General features: G+C 61.2%; 18 protein-coding genes and 1 tRNA gene. 11 read left to right on the forward strand and 8 right to left on the reverse strand.

Going from position 1 to position 18,528, the window contains the following annotated elements; translation table 11 throughout:
• Nucleotides 1-2: 2 nt before the first annotated feature.
• Nucleotides 3-698, reverse strand: coding sequence for a TetR/AcrR family transcriptional regulator (locus tag EFD56_RS30095; protein WP_085742534.1), 696 nt, complete (start codon nucleotides 696-698; stop codon nucleotides 3-5).
• 196 nt (nucleotides 699-894) lie between these two features.
• On the opposite strand from EFD56_RS30095, the gene EFD56_RS30100 reads away from it, so the two are divergent.
• Nucleotides 895-1,383 carry a RidA family protein gene (locus EFD56_RS30100; protein WP_085742533.1) on the forward strand — a complete coding sequence of 163 codons (489 nt, stop codon included), beginning with the start codon at nucleotides 895-897 and terminating at the stop codon, nucleotides 1,381-1,383.
• Nucleotides 1,384-1,548: 165 nt separating this feature from the next.
• Here the strand turns inward: EFD56_RS30100 and EFD56_RS30105 are convergent.
• Nucleotides 1,549-1,638: transfer RNA gene (locus EFD56_RS30105), tRNA-Ser, on the reverse strand.
• Between the two features lie 169 nt (nucleotides 1,639-1,807).
• Nucleotides 1,808-2,629, reverse strand: coding sequence for an Ig-like domain-containing protein (locus tag EFD56_RS30110; protein ID WP_085742532.1), 822 nt, complete (start codon nucleotides 2,627-2,629; stop codon nucleotides 1,808-1,810).
• Nucleotides 2,630-3,177: 548 nt separating this feature from the next.
• On the opposite strand from EFD56_RS30110, the gene EFD56_RS30115 reads away from it, so the two are divergent.
• The 4 genes from EFD56_RS30115 to EFD56_RS30130 all read left to right on the forward strand — a co-directional run bounded on the left by EFD56_RS30115 (nucleotide 3,178) and on the right by EFD56_RS30130 (nucleotide 7,556).
• Entirely contained in the window at nucleotides 3,178-4,284 is a 1,107-nt protein-coding gene (locus tag EFD56_RS30115; protein ID WP_085742531.1) for a septal ring lytic transglycosylase RlpA family protein, read from the forward strand.
• Between the two features lie 209 nt (nucleotides 4,285-4,493).
• A complete protein-coding gene (locus EFD56_RS30120) occupies nucleotides 4,494-5,651 on the forward strand; it encodes a D-alanyl-D-alanine carboxypeptidase family protein (protein WP_081284260.1) in 1,158 nt (385 codons plus the stop codon).
• A gap of 190 nt (nucleotides 5,652-5,841) precedes the next feature.
• Nucleotides 5,842-6,522, forward strand: coding sequence for a dTMP kinase (tmk, locus tag EFD56_RS30125; protein WP_037114043.1), 681 nt, complete (start codon nucleotides 5,842-5,844; stop codon nucleotides 6,520-6,522).
• Nucleotides 6,523-6,530: 8 nt separating this feature from the next.
• Nucleotides 6,531-7,556, forward strand: coding sequence for a DNA polymerase III subunit delta' (locus tag EFD56_RS30130; protein WP_085742530.1), 1,026 nt, complete (start codon nucleotides 6,531-6,533; stop codon nucleotides 7,554-7,556).
• A 71-nt stretch (nucleotides 7,557-7,627) separates the two neighbouring features.
• On the opposite strand, the gene EFD56_RS30135 is transcribed toward EFD56_RS30130, so the two are convergent.
• Entirely contained in the window at nucleotides 7,628-8,413 is a 786-nt protein-coding gene (locus EFD56_RS30135; protein WP_126907014.1) for a sulfite exporter TauE/SafE family protein, read from the reverse strand.
• A 233-nt stretch (nucleotides 8,414-8,646) separates the two neighbouring features.
• On the opposite strand from EFD56_RS30135, the gene metG reads away from it, so the two are divergent.
• The 3 genes from metG to EFD56_RS30150 are packed head-to-tail and all read left to right on the forward strand — an operon-like array spanning nucleotide 8,647 to nucleotide 11,804.
• A complete protein-coding gene (metG, locus tag EFD56_RS30140; RefSeq protein WP_085742529.1) occupies nucleotides 8,647-10,197 on the forward strand; it encodes a methionine--tRNA ligase in 1,551 nt (516 codons plus the stop codon).
• A gap of 4 nt (nucleotides 10,198-10,201) precedes the next feature.
• The gene (locus tag EFD56_RS30145) at nucleotides 10,202-10,984 is read left to right on the forward strand and encodes a TatD family hydrolase (RefSeq protein WP_085742528.1); all 783 of its coding nucleotides are present in this window, start codon (nucleotides 10,202-10,204) and stop codon (nucleotides 10,982-10,984) included.
• A gap of 4 nt (nucleotides 10,985-10,988) precedes the next feature.
• Nucleotides 10,989-11,804, forward strand: a complete 816-nt coding sequence (locus tag EFD56_RS30150; protein ID WP_010008397.1) for an MBL fold metallo-hydrolase — start codon at nucleotides 10,989-10,991, stop codon at nucleotides 11,802-11,804.
• A 139-nt stretch (nucleotides 11,805-11,943) separates the two neighbouring features.
• On the opposite strand, the gene EFD56_RS30155 is transcribed toward EFD56_RS30150, so the two are convergent.
• Nucleotides 11,944-12,552 (reverse strand): TerC family protein, encoded by a 609-nt coding sequence (locus EFD56_RS30155; protein WP_004671683.1) that lies wholly within the window; start codon nucleotides 12,550-12,552, stop codon nucleotides 11,944-11,946.
• A gap of 252 nt (nucleotides 12,553-12,804) precedes the next feature.
• On the opposite strand from EFD56_RS30155, the gene EFD56_RS30160 reads away from it, so the two are divergent.
• Together EFD56_RS30160 and EFD56_RS30165 are read left to right on the forward strand one after the other, a co-directional pair.
• Complete coding sequence (locus EFD56_RS30160; protein ID WP_064842823.1) at nucleotides 12,805-13,473, forward strand: hypothetical protein; 669 nt, start codon at nucleotides 12,805-12,807, stop codon at nucleotides 13,471-13,473.
• 61 nt (nucleotides 13,474-13,534) lie between these two features.
• Nucleotides 13,535-13,915 (forward strand): hypothetical protein, encoded by a 381-nt coding sequence (locus EFD56_RS30165; protein WP_010006852.1) that lies wholly within the window; start codon nucleotides 13,535-13,537, stop codon nucleotides 13,913-13,915.
• 93 nt (nucleotides 13,916-14,008) lie between these two features.
• Here EFD56_RS30165 and EFD56_RS30170 read toward each other — a convergent pair whose 3' ends face one another.
• The 3 genes from EFD56_RS30170 to EFD56_RS30180 are packed head-to-tail and all read right to left on the reverse strand — an operon-like array spanning nucleotide 14,009 to nucleotide 17,635.
• The gene (locus EFD56_RS30170) at nucleotides 14,009-15,166 is read right to left on the reverse strand and encodes a M20 aminoacylase family protein (protein WP_097541129.1); all 1,158 of its coding nucleotides are present in this window, start codon (nucleotides 15,164-15,166) and stop codon (nucleotides 14,009-14,011) included.
• A 1-nt stretch (nucleotide 15,167) separates the two neighbouring features.
• A complete protein-coding gene (locus EFD56_RS30175; protein ID WP_097541128.1) occupies nucleotides 15,168-16,409 on the reverse strand; it encodes a Zn-dependent hydrolase in 1,242 nt (413 codons plus the stop codon).
• Nucleotides 16,406-17,635 carry a diaminopropionate ammonia-lyase gene (locus EFD56_RS30180; RefSeq protein WP_085742525.1) on the reverse strand — a complete coding sequence of 410 codons (1,230 nt, stop codon included), beginning with the start codon at nucleotides 17,633-17,635 and terminating at the stop codon, nucleotides 16,406-16,408. Before EFD56_RS30180 ends, EFD56_RS30175 begins: the two co-directional genes overlap by 4 nt.
• Nucleotides 17,636-17,799: 164 nt before the next feature.
• Here EFD56_RS30180 and EFD56_RS30185 point away from each other — a divergent pair, with 164 nt between their 5' ends.
• Nucleotides 17,800-18,306, forward strand: a complete 507-nt coding sequence (locus EFD56_RS30185) for an Lrp/AsnC family transcriptional regulator (protein WP_037138958.1) — start codon at nucleotides 17,800-17,802, stop codon at nucleotides 18,304-18,306.
• The last annotated feature ends 222 nt before the right edge of the window (nucleotides 18,307-18,528 follow it).

Here is an 18,528-nt window from a genome sequence, read left to right on the forward strand (position 1 = left end):
GTTCATAGTCTTGGCACGAGCCCGTCGAGCAGGAAATCCAGACCTTTCCTGAAAGCGCCGTCCCAATCACTATCGAGCAGCAGACGGGAGCGCTCGATCGTCGGATATTTTTCGCTAAGATGAGCAAGGCGCTGCTGCGCGGCGGCCATGTCGTCGTCGGAAAGGTCGAAGTTCGTACGGGTGATGGTCGCGCCGATCACATAGTTCCAGAGCGACCATATCGCACCGTTCAAATCTGCCTCGGCGACGCCGGCTCCGGATAATATCCTGCCCAGCAGTTCCAGGCGACCGAGGATGTTCGGACCGAGCGCCCGACGCGGCAGCAGCGATGCCGACCAGGGATGGCGCAGCATGCTGGCGCGCCAGTCCTCGAGCATGTGAAAGATTGCACCGCGCCAATCCGCAGCCTCGATCCTTTGCGGCGGCCCGCGATATTCGAGCACCGAGTCGAGCGCCAGATCAAAGACTTCCTCTTTGTTGTCGACATGCCAATAGAGGCTCATCGCGCCCGCGCCGAGGCGATCGGCCAGGCGGCGCATCTTCAATCCGCCGACACCTTCAGCGTCCAGCAGTTCGACCGCGGTCGCCACGATCCGTTCGATCGAAAGCGCCGGCTCACTGCCCGCCTGCTGCATGGACGGGAGTGACCTAGCTCGCCGTTGAGGCCGTTTATCCTGAGGGCCGCCTTTGGCTGCCATGCGTCCTTCCTAAATGATCCGAAGGTCGTTTTAAGCCGATAAGGCCACGAATGTCGACTCTGGCCGGATTGACTCGTACAACGTACGATGCGATTTGATCGTACTTTGTACGAGTCAATTATGCAGCGATCGAATGAGAATTCAATCCGGAGACTGCGGGCGCCATTGCTCGCAGGCCGCAGGCCAAGAGAAAATCATGTCACACACCATCAAACATCTGCTTATCGGAGGGCTGATCATCATGACCACGGGAGTTTCCACTGCGACGACGGCAAACGCGGGCGACCTCAAGCCAACCATCGTCAACCCGAAAAACCTCTACGACCCAACGCCGAACGGCTATAGCACGGCGGTGATCGCACCCCGCGGCGCGCGGTTGGCCTATATCTCCGGGCAGGGTGGCCAGGACAGCACCGGCGCCTTGTCGCCGGACTTCGCCGTCCAGGTTAAGCAGGCCTACGCAAATCTGCGCGCCGCTCTCGACGGGCTCGGCGCAAGGCCGGATCAGGTCGTCAAGCTTACGGTCTTCGTGGTCGATCACGACATATCCAAGCTCGAAGCGCTGACCAGGAACGTCAAAGAAACCTTCGGCGCGGCGCTGCCGGCGCAGACGCTTGTCCCGGTTCCCAAACTTGCAATAGACCCGATGCTCTTCGAGGTCGAAGCCGTGGTCGTTCTGGAATAACGGTCGCGAGCGATCCGGCTGCGGCAAGGCCGCCGGCTTTCTTTCCGACCTGAGGATTATCGCTGCAGAAAACGGCGGGGCCGCCGTTTTCATTCGGTCTCTTAGGGGGCATGCCTCAAGGACCGCTGCATCGGGCGGCTGAACGCCGGCACGTAAAATGGAAAATGGCGGAAGAGGTGGGATTCGAACCCACGGTACGGTTTCCCGCACGCCGGTTTTCAAGACCGGTTCCTTAAACCACTCGGACACTCTTCCAAGTAATTGAGAAGCTGTAAGAAATTCCGTTGCGGGATTTCCGGTGCATCGGTGGTTTCTGCCGATTTGCTGCCCATTCACTCACAGGCCGGCTTTTTAGCAGCTTTGACCGCAGCGTCAACTTGTTCTGCAGAGAAGCGGCTTTGACAGCCGCTTCTCTCTGCCGTCGTCATACGAGGACGCTGAAGTTGTCAAATGCGAGCTGCGGAAAGCCCGTCGGCTCTACATCGGGCTGAATATCGAAGCGGATGAAATCGACTGCTCCCAAGGCTGCCAACGAAATGTGCTGGCCATCGGCAATGGTGTCGCCATAAACCGTCAGCGACATCTCGCTCACCTTGTTGCCGTCGATATAGCCTTCGAACGTCACAAGGGCATCGACACCCTGATAGGCCGGGTCGAAAACCGTCGCGACATCGACGCCCTCGATCGTGAAGAGCTTACCGTCGACGCGATCGAAGAAAGGATTGTAGGGATTGGTGACGACGTATTCGTTGCCGCCGGATTCGGCGACCGTCCACAGATTGCCGTCGAGCTTGTCGCCAAACTTGAAACCGGCATAGCCCGAGGCGATATCCGCCTGCCCGGGATATTCCGTCGGCGCGTTCTCGAAATCGATGGAATACAGCCCTTGCGGAGGCGCATGCACGCCGATGTTGAGATTGGCGACATCGGTGCCGCCTTTTCCATCGGAAATCTTGAAGGAGAATTTTTCGGCGAAGACTTCACCGGACGCAAGGCTTGCGGGATCACTGACCGTGTAACTATAACTGCCGTTGCTAAAGATCGTCAGCGTTCCGTGCTCGCCCTCAATGGTCAGATATCCTGCTTCACCCGCCTTGTTGGGAATTCTTGTTCCATTGACGAACTGAACCTGAAGCAGGTCGCCGTCGGAATCTGTGGCGTTGTCGAGAAGGTTTCCTTCAATGGCTTCCGCTGGTGCGTAGTCGTGTACCGACACGTCAGGCACTGCTGGTTTGTGATTTGCCATAGCTCGTCTCCCTAAAGATGAGCGTGGAAAGGACGCCCGGCGACCCGAGCCCGGCAAATAAACTTTCTACTCCACTTTGAGTCAAGCAACAAACTACACGCTCCAAGAGAGTGACTGCCGCGGTTACCCCCGCAAGCCACGCCCAACAGGGTGAAGAGCAGGCAGCGCAACTACCCTGGGGTGAAAGCTCCAACTCCAGCGGAGATTGGCGGCCTCCTGGCGCTCAGTGGCCGTTAACCTTCATGTCGCAGCTGTTTCGTTCCGGGGCATCTGGCGCTGCGAAAGCTGGCTTTGCAGTCGCCGAATGATCCGCATCGGCACGCCGATAGCGGTTCTGACTGCAGTCGCGGAAGGGCAGGGTGGCAGCCTCGGGTTAGTGATCTGTAAACCATAATCATTAGAATTGTCGCTATCGCTTCGAAAACGTTCGTAAATTCGCCACGAACCTAGCAAGATTAAAGTCTCGTTAGGCGGGTGGGCATAAGGGGTTATTGGCCCGAGATGGCAAAGTTCCTTAACCATAACGATCTTTGAGCGGCGTGGGACATATGAGATTGGGATACGGGGCGGCGTCTATCGCCACGACAGCGCGGTGGCTGGCGATATCGGCGATGTGTGCGACGGTTGCGGCGTGCGGCACGACACAGGCCGTGCCGAAGAAAAAGGCCCATGGCAAAGAGTATTTCTCCGAATCCGAATATGGCGTGAAGGCCAGCCCCCGCGTCGCCACCGGCAACAACATCCCCAAGGGCGGTGGCCGCTACATGGTCGGCAACCCTTATGTGGTGAAGGGCAAGTGGTATTATCCGAAGGAAGACTTCTCCTATAACAAGGTCGGTATCGCTTCCTGGTATGGTTCGGCCTTTCACGGACGCCTGACGGCGAACGGCGAAGTCTACGACCAGATGCATCTTTCCGCCGCGCACCCGACTTTCCCACTGCCGAGCTATGCACGCGTCACCAACGTCGAGAACGGCTCGTCGATCATCGTGCGCGTCAACGATCGCGGTCCGTATCACGAAGGCCGCATCATCGATCTTTCCAACAAGACCGCCGACATGCTGGATCTACAGCACAGCGGCACCGGCAAGGTGCGCGTGCAATATGTCGGCCAAGCCCGCATGGACGGCCATGACATGCCCTACCTGATGGCTTCCTACGTGCCGAAGGGCAGCCGCATTCCCGGCGTCAATCCGGAAGGGCAGATCGCAAGCGGCGTCATGGTTGCCTCCAACAGCCGCAAGATCACCCGCGATCAGCTGCAGAGCGCGGAAGGTTACGAGGCGCAGCCGGCCAGGGTGCCGGTGCAGATGTCGGCGACCTCCTATGCCGGCTCGACGCCGAGCGCACGCTACAATGCGGCGCCCGCGCTTGCCCCGGCCGCCCATGTCCTGGTGGCGCCACCGGCTCCGTCCTCCAGCGCCGCGCCGGCCTTCGAACAGATGGTCGTGCTGCCGGAGATCGGTCCCATGCCCTATGAGCGGCCCTATGGCGGCTCGCAACCTTCCCTCGCGCTCGGCTATCAGAACGAGGACGTGAAGACGGTGACGGTCGATCTCGCCTTCGACGCGGTGATGGTGCGCAATGACGGGCTGACGCAGGCCTCGATCCTGGCCTCGGCCAAGCGCCAGCAGGCAAAATCGGCGGCGCGCTGAGCAGAGCGATTGCATCGGATTTCGCCGCGCTCTAACCTTGTCAAAAATGCCGTTGACGGATGGGAATTGCGATGCTGAGGCCTGTGCTTCGCCTTCTGGAGCGGTTGCGCTTTTCACCGAAGCGCAGAACCGCTCCAAGCTTTTGTCTTGCTGCAATTCCGGCGGCAAAACCGCGCCGCGCTTTCGCCGCCCTTGCTCTTGCATGCGTGATGCCGCTCGCCGCAAGTGCGCAGCCGGCCGATGGGAGCGCTGCAGGTTTCGCCACTAAGGCGGCGCAGGCCTATATGATCGAGGCCTCCACCGGCACGGTGCTTCTCGCCAAGAACGAGGACCAGGGCTTTTCGCCGGCTTCGCTCGCCAAGCTGATGACGATGGATCTCGTCTTCGAGGCGGTGACCAAGGGGCAGATCACGCTCGATACCGAATATCCCGTTTCCGAATATGCCTGGCGCACCGGCGGCGCGCCGTCGCGGACGGCAACGATGTTTGCCGCCCTGAAATCGCGTGTGCGCGTCGAGGACCTGATCAAGGGAATCGCCATCCAGGGCGCCAATGACAGCTGCATCATCCTCGCCGAGGGCATGGCCGGAAGCGAGCAGCAATTCGCCGAATCGATGACGCGGCGCGCCCGCGAAATCGGCATGGAGAAGGCGGTGTTCGGCAATTCCACCGGCCTTCCTGATGGTAAGAGCAAGGTGACGGCGCGCGAGATGGTGACGCTTGCCGCCGCCCTCCAGCAATCCTATCCCAATCTCTATCCCTATTTTGCCCAGCCCGATTTCGAGTGGAACAGGATCTTCCAGCGCAACCGCAACCCGCTGCTCGGGCTCGATCTCGGCGCTGACGGACTTGCGACGGGCTTCACCGAGGGTGAGGGGTATTCGATCGTCGCCTCGGTCCAGCGCGACGGTCGGCGGCTGTTTCTGGCGCTCGCCGGAATCGCCTCCGACAAGGAGCGGACGGAGGAGGCCAAGCGGGTGCTCGAATGGGGCCTGACGGCCTTCGAGAACCGGCAGATCTTCGCCGAGCATGAAGTGATCGGCGCAGCCAGCGTCTATGGCGGCACGGCGCGCACCGTCGATCTCATCGCCAAAGCGCCGGTCAGCGTCTATATTCCGGTCAGCAACCCCGACCGGCTGTCGGCGCGCATCGTCTATCACTGGCCGCTGACAGCGCCGGTGCAGCCGGATTATCAGGCCGGCACCCTCAGGATTTTCGCCGGCAGTCGGCTTCTCAGGGAAGTGCCCCTCTATACCGCGCAGGCGGTTGGCGAAGGCTCGCTCAGCAGCCGCGCGGTGGATGCCATGCTGGAACTCGGCGAATCGCTGTTTTTCTCCTGGCTCTGGGACAAGTCCGCGCCTGGCTGAAGCCGTTATCGCCAAGCGGCCGCGCTGTCGCGCGCCACATGTTCAAGACTTGAACGCCTGGCCTTCTGATACAATTTGCCGGGGAAGGTGATTATGTCGCCGCGGCGAAAGGTTTTCCTTCCCGATGTCTTCGGATAGATAGAAGAGGCAGGGCGCGCGCGTGCGGCGCCCGGAATGCGGGAAGCTGTCATTGTCATCCGGTACGGGATTGTTCGTTACGTTTGAAGGCGGGGAAGGCGCGGGCAAATCCACGCAGATCCGCCGCCTCGCCGAGACGCTGAAGGGCGAAGGTCACGAGGTGCTGGTGACGCGGGAACCAGGCGGGTCGCCCGGCGCCGAGGCCGTGCGCCACGTGCTCTTGTCGGGCGCCGCTGAGGCCTTCGGCACGCGGATGGAGGCGATCCTTTTTGCCGCTGCGCGCAATGACCATGTCGAAGAGGTGATCCGGCCGGCGCTTGCCGCCGGCAAGATCGTGCTCTGCGACCGGTTCATGGATTCCTCCCGCGTCTATCAAGGGATCACCGGCAACCTCGAACCCGATTTCATCGAGACGCTGCAGCGCATCGCCATCAACGGTGTCGTGCCGGATTGCACCTTGATCCTCGACATTCCCGCAAAGGTCGGCCTGGAGCGGGCGCAGAAGCGCAGCGCTGCCGAAGCGCCCGACCGCTTCGAGAAGGAACGGCTCGAAACCCACGAGAAGCGGCGTGAAGCCTTTCTCGATATTGCCGCGCGCGAGCCGGAGCGCTGCCACGTGGTCAACGCCATGCAGACGGAAGAGGCGATCGCGGCCGAGATCCTGGCGATCGTCAAGCAGCTGAAGTCGCCTACCGACCGCGCGCGGACGCCGGAAGCTGCCCATCATGAGTGAAGCCCATTATGAGTGAGGAAAGGCCGGGACTGCTCGACGGCGCCATCTGGCCCGCCGAAAATACCAGGCTGTTCGGCCATGAGGAGGCCGAGGCCTTCCTCGCGCAATCTTACCGATCCGGCAAAGGCCATCATGCTATCCTGATCGAAGGACCGGAGGGCATCGGCAAGGCGACACTCGCCTTCCGCTTCGCCAATCACGTACTCTCGCACCCCGATCCTGAGACGGCACCGGAGACGATCGGCGATCCGGATCCTGATTCCGCCGTTAGCCGGCAGATCGTCTCCGGCGCCTCGCACAACCTCTTGCATCTTGCCCGGCCGGTTGACGAAAAGACCGGCAAGGTGAAATCGGCGATAACAGTCGACGAGGTGCGCCGCGCCGGTAAGTTCTTCTCGCAGACGTCGGGCACCGGCAACTGGCGGATCGTCATCATCGATCCGGCCGACGACATGAACCGCAATGCGGCCAACGCCATTCTGAAGATCCTCGAGGAACCGCCGAAGCGGGCGCTGTTTCTGGTGCTCTCGCATGCGCCGGGTCGGCTGCTGCCGACGATCCGCTCGCGCTGCCTGCCGCTGAAACTGTCGCCGCTTTCGGACGAGGCGCTGGCGGCAGCGCTTGATCATCTCGGCATAACGGGTGAGGGCGGGGCGGTGCTTGCGGCGGCAAAGGGCAGCGTCGGCGAAGCGCTGAAACTCCTGAACTACGGCGGCGGAGAGATTATCGCGGCCTATGACGAGGTGCTTTCCGCCCAAGGGCCGGCGGCCCGCAAGGCGATGCACCGGCTGGCCGATGCGCTGTCGGGCAAGGAAAGCGACACGATCTTCGATTTCTTCGTCAGCCATGTCGGCGACGACATCATGAACCGTGCGCGTATGGCAGCGGGCGAGGGGAAAATCGCCACCGCCGAGCGGCTGGCGCGGCTCTATTCCGAAATCACCGAGCGGCTTGCCATTTCCAGCGCCTATAATCTCGATCGCAAACAGACGGTCATCAGCATTCTCGCCGACATCAAGCAGCCTGGCCTTTAGACCAGATTTTTAGGCCGTGTCAGCCAAGAGCGCCTCGCGCAGGCGCTTGCCGCAAAACCGCTGCACATGCTTCACGCCAGCAGCTTCCATGCGACGACCGCAAGGGTCATAGCCAGGACGATGCGGATCGTGCGTTCGTGCAGCTTCGGCGCCAGAAGGCTTCCGATGACGATGCCGGGAATCGAGCCGACAAGCAGGGCAAACAGCATGGCCCAGTCGATCTCGCCGATCAGCCAGTAGCCGGTGCCGCCGATGAGGGTCAGCGGTACCGCGTGGACGATATCCGAACCGACGATCTCGCGCACATTCAGCTTGGGATAGAGCACCAGCAGGATCGTCACCCCAAGCGCTCCGGCGCCGACCGAAGTCAGCGTGACGAGGACGCCGAGGCAGAAGCCGAGAATGACGGTGAGGAACAGAATGGTTGTCGGCCGCGGCGGTGTGCGATCGCCGATGGCGCGGCGCGCCAATTCCAGTATGGAACCACGGAAGACCAGCATGATTGCGGTCATGACAAGCAGCCAGCCGAGCGCGACCGTGATGGTGTTGGTCACACCGATGCTTTTGCGATCAACGCCGGCCAGCAGCCAGAGCATCAGCAAGGCGGCCGGCACGCTGCCGGCGGCGAGGCTGCCGACGATCTTCCAGTTGACCCGTCCATGCATGCCGTGAACGGCGGTGCCCGCAGTCTTGGTAATCGCCGCATAGAGGAGATCGGTGCCGACGGCCGTTGCGGGATGGACACCGAAGAGCAGAACCAGCAGGGGCGTCATCAGCGAACCGCCACCAACGCCGGTGATGCCGACAAGCGCGCCGACGAACAGGCCGGAAAGCGAATAGAGCGGCTCGAATGTCAAGCAAGCGCCTCCAACGGCGCGCGGCCACGACTATCCCGGTAGATGAAAACTGGCACTTCGTTCTGTCCCGCCCTCTTTCTGACGACCGGTAAATTGCGTGCGAAGCGGAGTCAAGTTCACGACCCCGTGTCCCGGAAATCATCGACGGCGCCAAAACTTGATGTTTCGCTTGACGGTGACATGCGCTAAGAGCGGCTGACCATTTTTATAGAGTAAGCCGGACATTGGCCGCCATGACAGACAAGACACCCTTCTACATCACCACCGCGATTTCCTATCCGAATGGCAAGCCGCATATCGGCCATGCCTATGAGCTGATCGCGACGGATGCGATGGCGCGCTACCAGCGCCTGGACGGCAGGGATGTTTTCTTCCTGACGGGCACCGACGAACACGGCCAGAAGATGCAGCAGACAGCGCGCGCCGAGGGGATTACCGCGCAGGCGCTCGCCGACCGCAACTCCGGCGAATTCCAGGCGATGGCGAAGCTGCTCAACGCTTCGAACGATGATTTCATCCGCACCACGCAGGAGCGTCATCACGAGACGTCGCGCAATATCTGGAACCTGATGGCCGAGAATGGCGACATCTACAAGGATAGCTATGCCGGCTGGTATTCGGTGCGTGACGAGGCCTATTACCAGGAAAACGAGACGGAGCTGCGCGCCGACGGCGTGCGCTACGGCCCGCAGGGCACGCCCGTCGAGTGGGTGGAAGAGGCAAGCTATTTCTTCAAGCTCTCCGAATATCAGGACAAGCTGCTGGCGCATTACGAGGCCAATCCCGATTTCATCGGTCCGGCCGAGCGCCGCAATGAGGTGATCTCCTTCGTCAAGTCGGGCCTCAAGGATCTCTCGGTCTCCCGCACGACCTTCGACTGGGGCATCAAAGTGCCGAACGATCCCTCCCACGTGATGTATGTCTGGGTCGACGCGCTGACCAACTACATCACCGCGACGGGCTACATCGAGGACAGGAACGGTCCCAGGGCGAAATACTGGCCGGCGGATGTCCACATCATCGGCAAGGACATCATCCGCTTCCACGCCGTCTACTGGCCGGCCTTCCTGATGTCGGCGAAGCTGCCGCTGCCGAAGCGGGTCTTTGCCCACGGCTTCCTGCTCAACAAGGGCGAGAAGATGTCGAAGTCGCTCGGCAACGTCGTCGATCCCGTCAATCTGGTGAACCATTTCGGTCTCGATCAGGTGCGCTACTTCTTCCTGCGCGAAGTATCCTTCGGCCAGGACGGCAGCTACAGCGAAGAGGCGATCGGCACGCGCATCAATTCCGACCTCGCCAACGGCATCGGCAATCTCGCCAGCCGCTCGCTGTCGATGATCGTCAAGAACTGTGACGGCAAAATCCCGGAATGCGGGCTGCTGACCGACGAGGACAAGGCGATGCTGGCGCAGGCCGATGCGCTGCACGCGTCGACGCGCGAGGACATGGGCAAACAGCAGATCCACCGGGCGCTTGCCTCGATCATAGCCGTCGTTTCCGAGACCGACCGCTATTTCGCCGGCCAGGCGCCGTGGGCGCTGAAAAAGACCGATCCGGTTCGCATGGGCACAGTGCTTTACGTCACCGCCGAAGTCGTGCGCCAGATCGCCATTCTGCTGCAGCCCTTCATGCCTGATTCATCGGGCAAGCTGCTCGATCTCGTGGCGGCACCTGCCGACAAACGCGATTTTGCCGCCCTCGGCGAGGCCGGCCGGCTTGTTGCCGGAACGCCGCTCGAGGCACCGACACCGGTCTTCCCGCGCTACGTGGCTCCGGAGGCTTGAGGCCGTGCTGATCGATACCCATTGCCATCTCGATTTCGCCGACTTCGAGGCGGAGCGCGACGAGATCGTCACGCGCGCCCATCAGGCCGGCGTCAAACAGATGGTGACGATCTCGACGCGCGTGCGCAAGCTCGACGGGCTGCTCGCCATTACCGAAAAATATCCTTCGGTATTCTGCTCCGTCGGCACGCATCCGAACAATGCCGGCGACGAGCTGGATATCCAGACGGAAGACCTCGTGCGCCTGGCGAATGCCCATCAAAAGGTGGTGGCGATCGGCGAGGCGGGGCTCGACTATTTCTACGACACGCAAAAGCCCGAAGACCAGCAGACCGGCTTTCGCCGGCATATTGCCGCCGCCCGGGATACGCAGCTTCCGCTCGTCATCCACAGCCGCAGCGCCGACGAAGACATGGCTTCCATCCTGACCGAGGAAACAGGGAAGGGGGCCTTCCCCTTCATCCTGCACTGCTTCTCGGCAGGCCCGGAACTGGCAAGGACCGGCGCCGAACTCGGCGGTTATATTTCCTTCTCCGGCATCCTGACCTTCCCGAAGTCGGAAGAGCTGCGCGAGATTGCCAAGACGGTCCCGCATGAGCGGCTGCTGGTGGAAACGGACGCGCCGTATCTGGCGCCGAAGCGCTGGCGCGGCAAGCGCAACGAGCCGTCCTATGTCGTCAACACGGCCGAAGTGCTCGCCGAGACGATCGGCATTTCCTACGCGGAGATCGCCCGGATCACGACCGAGAACGCTTTGCGCCTGTTCTCGAAAATGCCAAGGATCTAGCGGCGTGCTCTACCGGCGGCGTTTCACCATTCTCGGCTGTTCGTCGTCACCGGGCGTGCCGCGCATTACCGGGGACTGGGGCGCCTGCAACCCCGACAATCCGAAAAACCGGCGCACCCGCGCCTCCTTCATGGTGCAGCAATTCGGGCCTGACGGCGTCACGACGGTTGTCGTCGATACCGGGCCGGATTTTCGTGAGCAGATGATCAGGGCAGGGGCCGATCATGTCGATGCCGTGCTCTATAGCCATCCGCATGCCGACCACATTCACGGCATCGACGATCTGCGCGGCTATTTCCACAATACGCGCCGCCGGGTGCCGATCTTTGCCGACCAATATACGATGGACAGGCTGCGGGAAGCTTTCCGCTATTGCCTGGAAACGCCGCCCGGCAGCAATTACCCGCCGATCGTGCTGCCTGTTGTCATCGAAAATATCGACGAACCTGTCGAAATTCGCGGCCCCGGCGGCAAGATCGACTTTTACCCGCATATCCAGCAGCATGGCGATATCCAATCGCTCGGCTTCCGCATCGGTGACGTGGCTTATTGCAGCGATATCAGCGATTTCCCGCCGCAGACCGTCGAGAAGCTGCAGAATCTCGACGTTCTCATCATCGACGCCCTGCAATATACCTATCATCCGAGCCATCTGTCGCTGGAACAGTCGCTCGACTGGATCGGTCGGCTCAAGCCGAAACGGGCGATTCTCACCCATATGCATACGCCGCTCGATTACGACGCGGTGATGGGCGAGACGCCCGAGCATGTGGTGCCGGCGTTTGATCAGATGAGCTTCGAGATTGAGGTCAGCGCATAAATTCTAAAGCGCGTCGCGAATTTTTCGAATTCACTCCGTGCGCGCTTCGCATGTCGTTGCCGCAAAACCGCTGCACGCTTTTGCACGACATGCTGAACGGACGCAGCCGGTCGGGGCGCGAACCCCGACGGATACAGGCTCACTGCATATAGGGCAGGACCTCGACGGCGCCGCGATAGATCATATCGAGCGAGACGTAGAGGATGATCAGCAGACCGATATAGGCGATCCAGCGATGGCGGCCGAGCAGCCGGGCGATCAGGTTGGCAGCTATCCCCATCAGTGCGATCGACAGACCGAGGCCGATCACCAGCACGCTCGGATGTTCGCGCGCAGCACCCGCAACGGCGAGAACGTTGTCGAGCGACATCGAGACGTCGGCGATCACGATCTGGGTCGCCGCCTGGAGGAAGGTCTTTTTCGGCGCGCCTTCGCCGCTTTCCGCCAGATGTTCCTCGCTTTGGCCATTGCGAAGCTCGCGCCACATTTTCCAGCAGACCCAGAGCAGCAGCAGGCCGCCGGCCAGGAGCAGGCCGACGATCGCCAGCAGATAGACTGCGACGCTGGCAAAGAGAATACGCAGAACGGTTGCGGCCAGAATGCCGACGATGATCGCCTTACGCCGTTGCGTGGCCTCGAGGCCGGCAGCGGCAAGACCGATAACCACGGCGTTGTCGCCGGCGAGAACAAGGTCGATAGCGATGACCTGCAGCAAAGCCGTCAGACTGGCTGCCGTGAAGATGTCCATATGAATGTCCCCAATGCGTCAAGCGCCGTGCTAGCGTCTCGATGATTTGACGTCAACCGCCGAAGGGTGCTGCAGGTTGCGCAATTCGGTTTGTGTGCTTTTGAGAAGACAGGCGGTAACGTTATGGAACCGCCGTTGTTCCTCCGACCGGTCATCCTTGTCGTGGAACATTCATCTCGGCTGCCGGTTCTCCGAGTCAGGAAACCAATCGTCGGGTCGGCGGCTGGAACGCGACATCGAGAGGAGAGTTCCGTGAGCAACATTCACAACGATACCAACCGGGGTTTTTCAGGTCCTGTGGGCGGCGGCAGCCTTACCGCATTTTTCGACAGTCGGTCGGAAGCCGAATCCGCCGTCTCCCGTCTCGAGGATGCCGGCGTCCCCGTTGCGAGAATAAGATTGATGCCGGGATATGAGGCGGATGGAAAAAATGCCGGTGTCATGAGCGACGACCGCAGCGGCTTCTTCGATGCGCTGGCCGACTTCTTCTTCCCGGATGAGGATCGCGCGATGTACGCCGAAGGCCTGCGACGAGGCGGCTTCCTCGTTCAGGTCAACGATATCGATGATGCACTCTACGAAACCGTTCATGACATCCTGGACGATGAGGGCAGCATCGACATCGACGAGCGGGCGGATCTCTGGTTATCGGAAAGCGGACGCCAAGGCGGGTCGAATACCGGCTTTGCCGGCTCGGCCCATGGCGGCAAGGCTGCGGACGACCTGGCCGTATCCGAAAGTGCGTTCGAGGGGCCGGCTTCCGACGAGGCGCCTGTCGTAACGCGCGACACGGCGCATGGAAGCGCCAAGGTTCGTGCTTACAGATTCGCCAATGCTTCCGCATCATCGAGCGAATCGGATCGGCAGTCGCAGACGCAAGGCGGATCGCAGCAGAGCCAGAGCTTCCGGCGCGATCATTGATGTACAGCGAGGCCGGCGGCAATGCCGGGCTTGCTGCGCTCACTCATTCGAGGATATGTCGATGCAATCATCCATCAACCGCGACGGCTTTCTCCCCCCCGACCCCGAGGAACTGGTCGCGGAAGGCGAACCGCCTTTTGCCGACGCGGCCGCCGAGTCCGCGCGCGACAAGGCCGACCAAAGTCTGCACCACCTGCAGCGGGAATTGAGGCTACTTCAGGCCCGCGTCGGCCTGCTGCGTGACGATGCGGAAGCAGCGCTGAAAGCCAAGGCTACATCCGTCGACGCGAATGCTCATGTCCAACTGGGCGACTATCCATGGCTAAAGCTCGCCATCGCCACGGGCGCAGCCTTCGTCGCCGCGAGGGCGATCAGAAGCTTGCCGTTCGGGGTACTGTTAGGCGGATTTGCCGATCATGTTTCGCAGTCCAGACGGTGGTGAAGGATCCAGCGTGCCCCGAGCGCAAGACGAGGTGCGTGCGTCTGCAGGCCTGGTGGTTCTCAACGGCTGTGTGATCGCAGCCAACCTGTGAAATCAGGGCAGGGGAAGCCGGCGGCGGACGATAGCAGTGTGGAAGTTGGTCCCGTGGATCAGGCTGTCGTCGCAGAAGTCATAGCGAGGATTGTGCAGCGGTGGCGAGTCACCGTTGCCGAGGAACACGAACACGCCGGGCGCATGCTCCAGAAAGTGTGCGAAGTCCTCGCTTCCCGTCATCGGCTCCCGTGCCATGCGAACATTTTCCGCGGGGAGAATGCTGTGAGCAGCGGCGAAGGTCTCCTCGACCAGATCGGGATCGTTGAGCAGCGGAACGAATTCCCTGGTGTAGGTCACCTCGGCCGAGACATTATAGGCAAGAGCGGTTCCCTCAGCGATGATGCGCATCTGCTTTTCGATTTCGGCGCTGACCTCCGAACGGAAGCTTCGCGCATCGCCGCGAATCCTCGCCTCTCCCGGCAGCGCGTTTCGAGTTCCGTCGGTGATGAGTTCGGTAACCGAAACCACCGAGGTGTCCGTCGGACTGAGGCGCCGTGAGACGATCGTCTGCAGGTTGGTCACAAGGGCGCAGGCGGCGACAAGAACCTCGTTGCCCCAATGGGGGCGCGCAGCATGGCCGCCGACGCCGTGCAGCACGATCTCGAAATTGTCTTCGGCTGACATGATCGCGCCCGGCCGGGTTTCGAATGTGCCGACGGGGAGGCCGGGCATGTTGTGAATGCCGTAGATCTCCTCGAACGGATAGCGCTCCATCAATCCGTCTGCGAGCATGGCAAGCGCGCCGCGTCCCCATTCCTCCGCCGGCTGAAAAATGAAACGGACGGTTCCGTCAAAACCACCTTCCTCGGCGAGCAGTTTGGCGACTCCGAGAAGCATGGTGGTGTGCCCGTCGTGGCCGCAGGCGTGCATGACGCCCGGGTTCGACGATTTGTAGGAAAGATTTCCCTGCTCGGGAATTCGAAGCGCGTCCATGTCGGCGCGCAGCGCGATCGAGCGGTTGCCGGATCCGCGCTTGAGCGTGCCGACGACACCGGTTCCTCCAACACCCTCCGCTACGTTATCGAGGCCGAATTCGCGCAGCTTGGCCGCGACGAAGGCGGAGGTGCGCTTCTCCTCGAATCCAAACTCGCGATGGGCATGCAGGTCGCGCCGCCACGCCGTCATTTCATTCTTCAGGGCATCGATATCGATCGCCATTTCAAATTCCTCCGCCCGCAATCTGCTTTACAACGTCGAGAAGCATGTTCGCTCCTGCGACCAGATCCTCGTCCGGGGTCTTTTCCTTGGGACTATGGCTGATGCCGCCAAGGCTCGGCACGAAGATCATCGCCGCGGGAGCGATCCGCGCGATCATTTGCGCATCATGGCCCGCACCTGAGGTCATGCGGCGGACCGTGTGTCCGCGCCTGGCCGCTGCTTTCTCGATCAGGTCGACGATCTTGCCGTCGAACGCCACTGGCTGAAAGCGGGCGAGGCGCTCGACCTCGAAGGACACGCCTTCTTCCTTTGCCACTTGCGCAAGGTAGGCTGCGAGTGCGGCCTCCTCTTGCCTCAGCCGTTCCTCGTCCGGATCGCGAAGATCCACCGTGAAGGTGGCGCGGGAAGGGATGACGTTGATCGCGTTCGGCTCGAAGGTCATGCAGCCAACCGTTGCCACTGTCGGCGTGTTCGAGTTCCTCGCGCGCTCGCGCAGAAAGGTGATGACGAGCGCGGCGGCATGACCGGCGTCGCGGCGCATCGAGATGGGTGTCGTTCCCGCATGGTTGGCATCGCCGCTGATGCTCACCCGCTGCCAGGAGATGCCCTGCAGGTTTTCCACGGCGCCGATCTGGATGCCTTCGCGCTCGAGAACCGGGCCCTGTTCGATATGCAGCTCGATATAGGCATGCGGCCGGATGAAGCCCGGCTGATGTTCTCCATCATAGCCGATGCGCCGCAGCTCCTCGCCAAGCTTCGTGCCGTCCGTTCCGACAGTTGCAAGAGCGGTGTCGACATCGAGGCCGCCCGCATAGACGAGCGATCCCATCATGTCGGGGGCGTAGCGCACACCTTCCTCGTTAGTGAAGGCGGCGACCACGATCGGACGCGACGGCTGGAAACCGGCTGAGACAAGCGTCTCGATGACCTCAAGACCAGACAGAACGCCATAACATCCGTCATAGATGCCCGCGTTGATCACGGTATCGATATGCGATCCGAGCATGAGCGGTGCCTCGTTGGAAACGGCTGCGGGCTTCCAGATGCCGAATATGTTGCCGATGCGGTCGACGGCAACTTCCAACCCGGCCCGCTCGATCCACGAGACGAATTTGTCACGTCCGAGCTTCTCCGTATCCGAAGCCGCGAGACGGATCAGCCGGCCGTCGTCCTCACGTCCGACGTCGCCGAGCTCAAGGATCCGGCCGAGCAGCCGTTCGGCGTTGATGGAAATCTCGCTCATCGCGCCACCTTTTCCTTGCGTCCGCTTTGGCCGACGTTCTTCGCCGCTATGACTGCCGGCGTTGCGCCGACAAATTTCTCGTAGAGGAGGGGGGCGGTCGCGCCCTCGGTGTTGATGAGGAAGATGCGGGACTGCGCATCAAGGCCGATCGTCGTCCGCAGTTCCGGGTCGGCGGCAACCTTCAGAAGCGCCGCGAGACCCACCCCGCCACTTTCGCCGGCAACGACCGCCGGGTCGGACCCGCCAGGGCTCGCAAGCAGTTTCATCGCTTCGATCGCATCGGGATCGTCGACCGTCATGAATGCGTCCGCAGCATGGGACAGGATCCGCCACGCCACCAGCGATGGCTCATAGCACTCCAGCATCGCCATCACGGTAGCCTCTCCATGATCGACTTTCACCGGATGTCCGGCGCGCGCTGTCTCGACGATGCAGGCTGCACGGGAGGGATCGACGACCACGAAGAAGGGGCGCTTGTCGCCAAAGAGGACGGAGAAGTGGCCCGCAACCGTGGCGGCGATGCCGCCCACGCCCGCCTGCACAAACACATGAGTCGGCGGCTCAGTCATCTGGCGGAGCGCCTCGGTCAGCAATGCGGTGTAGCCTTGCATCACGAAGCCCGGGATGCGTTCGTAGCCCGGCCACGACGTGTCGGAGACCGTGATCCAGTTCTTCTCCTCGGCAACGCGCGCCGCTTCGTGAACGGAGTCATCATAATTTCCGTCGACGCGGATCATATCTGCGCCATACCGGGCAATTGCATCGATGCGCTCCTTGCTGACGCCCGAATGAACGAAGATCGAGCATTTGGCGCCGACGAGCTGCGCGCCCATGGCGACGGAGCGCCCGTGGTTGCCGTCCGTTGCGCAGGCGACCGTCATCGACGACGCGATGGCTCTCACATCCTCATCCTGCAATTCTGCCACGTCCACTTCGCGGCCGAGGCGCGTCGAAGCCTCCTCCAGAACGAGCCGGATCACGGCATAGGAACCGCCGAGCGCCTTGAAGCTGCCAAGGCCGAGACGATGGCCCTCATCCTTTACCAGGATCGAACCGACCCCGATCTCACGCGCAAGATTTGCGAGCTGGAGCAAGGGAGTCGGCTTATGGCCCTCACGACGATGCAGGAAACGTTCGACTGTCTTGGCGGCTTCAACTCCCAAAACCTCGGCGTCGGCTGCATCGATGGATTTGCGGTAGTCGGCGTGTTGGTTCAGGAGGAGCATCCGGACTTCCTTTCGAAAATGCGCATGCCATGATAATTAATTCATACAGACCGAAAAAAGCGCTGTATTTTGAGGCAGATTTTGCAACATTCGCTCATCTCGCCACCAAAATCGTGCGTTTTTCCTCGCTTTGCCGCCGCTGCTCCTCTCAATAGGATCGATGTATGATCGACAAGATATCAGCGAAAATGGTGGAACTGGACCGCTTCGACCTCGCCATTCTCGAGATTCTCCAGCGGGATAACAAGACGCCACAACGCTCGATCGCCGAAGTCATCGGCCTGTCGGCGCCGGCCGTGCAGCGCCGGATCAAGCGGATGGAGGAGATGGGTACGATCGCCGCCAACGTCGCGGTGATCGAACCTTCCCATGTGCGGCACGAGATCACGGTCTTTGTCGAAGTCGAAATGCATAGCGAGTTCGGCGCCACGCATGACGAGACGAAGAAGGCCTTCGCCGAGGCTCCTGAAGTCCAGCAGTGCTACTACGTGACGGGCGAAGTGGATTTCATTCTTCTCGTCGTCGTCCGAACCATGGGAGAGTACGAAGCCATGACCCGGCGTCTGTTTTTCGCCAACAAGAATGTTAAACGGTTCCGCAGTTTTGTAGCGATGGATAGAGTGAAGGTGGGCCTGAATGTCGCGCTGGATCCGAAACTGGATCGGAGCTGAGACGGACTGAGGCAGCGCAAGGGCGGAGCGGCGCAAGCCTTTGCGGTGGCTGATAAAAGCTTTTGTTCCATAATCTATCTTATGTGATCTTTGTGTGTAGCCGCAAAGTTAGAATGTCCTGTTTCTGCAAAGTTGGAATGTCACACTCCCCGCATTTGCTGACGTGGGAGATTGCGGATGGGATTGATAGCGATGAGCGAGCGCGATCTGCAGCGGATCGAG

This window comes from Rhizobium phaseoli (assembly GCF_003985125.1).
GTDB lineage: Bacteria > Pseudomonadota > Alphaproteobacteria > Rhizobiales > Rhizobiaceae > Rhizobium > Rhizobium phaseoli.

Excerpts from the sequence above, each read along its gene's own strand:
- EFD56_RS30095 (WP_085742534.1), bottom strand. The coding sequence starts at position 698 with ATGGCAGCCAAAGGCGGCCCTCAGGATAAACGGCCTCAACGGCGAGCT.
- EFD56_RS30100 (WP_085742533.1), top strand. The coding sequence starts at position 895 with ATGTCACACACCATCAAACATCTGCTTATCGGAGGGCTGATCATCATG.
- EFD56_RS30110 (WP_085742532.1), bottom strand. The coding sequence starts at position 2,629 with ATGGCAAATCACAAACCAGCAGTGCCTGACGTGTCGGTACACGACTAC.
- EFD56_RS30115 (WP_085742531.1), top strand. The coding sequence starts at position 3,178 with ATGAGATTGGGATACGGGGCGGCGTCTATCGCCACGACAGCGCGGTGG.
- EFD56_RS30120 (WP_081284260.1), top strand. The coding sequence starts at position 4,494 with ATGCCGCTCGCCGCAAGTGCGCAGCCGGCCGATGGGAGCGCTGCAGGT.
- EFD56_RS30130 (WP_085742530.1), top strand. The coding sequence starts at position 6,531 with ATGAGTGAGGAAAGGCCGGGACTGCTCGACGGCGCCATCTGGCCCGCC.
- metG (WP_085742529.1), top strand. The coding sequence starts at position 8,647 with ATGACAGACAAGACACCCTTCTACATCACCACCGCGATTTCCTATCCG.
- EFD56_RS30155 (WP_004671683.1), bottom strand. The coding sequence starts at position 12,552 with ATGGACATCTTCACGGCAGCCAGTCTGACGGCTTTGCTGCAGGTCATC.
- EFD56_RS30165 (WP_010006852.1), top strand. The coding sequence starts at position 13,535 with ATGCAATCATCCATCAACCGCGACGGCTTTCTCCCCCCCGACCCCGAG.
- EFD56_RS30170 (WP_097541129.1), bottom strand. The coding sequence starts at position 15,166 with ATGGCGATCGATATCGATGCCCTGAAGAATGAAATGACGGCGTGGCGG.
- EFD56_RS30175 (WP_097541128.1), bottom strand. The coding sequence starts at position 16,409 with ATGAGCGAGATTTCCATCAACGCCGAACGGCTGCTCGGCCGGATCCTT.
- EFD56_RS30180 (WP_085742525.1), bottom strand. The coding sequence starts at position 17,635 with ATGCTCCTCCTGAACCAACACGCCGACTACCGCAAATCCATCGATGCA.
- EFD56_RS30185 (WP_037138958.1), top strand. The coding sequence starts at position 17,800 with ATGATCGACAAGATATCAGCGAAAATGGTGGAACTGGACCGCTTCGAC.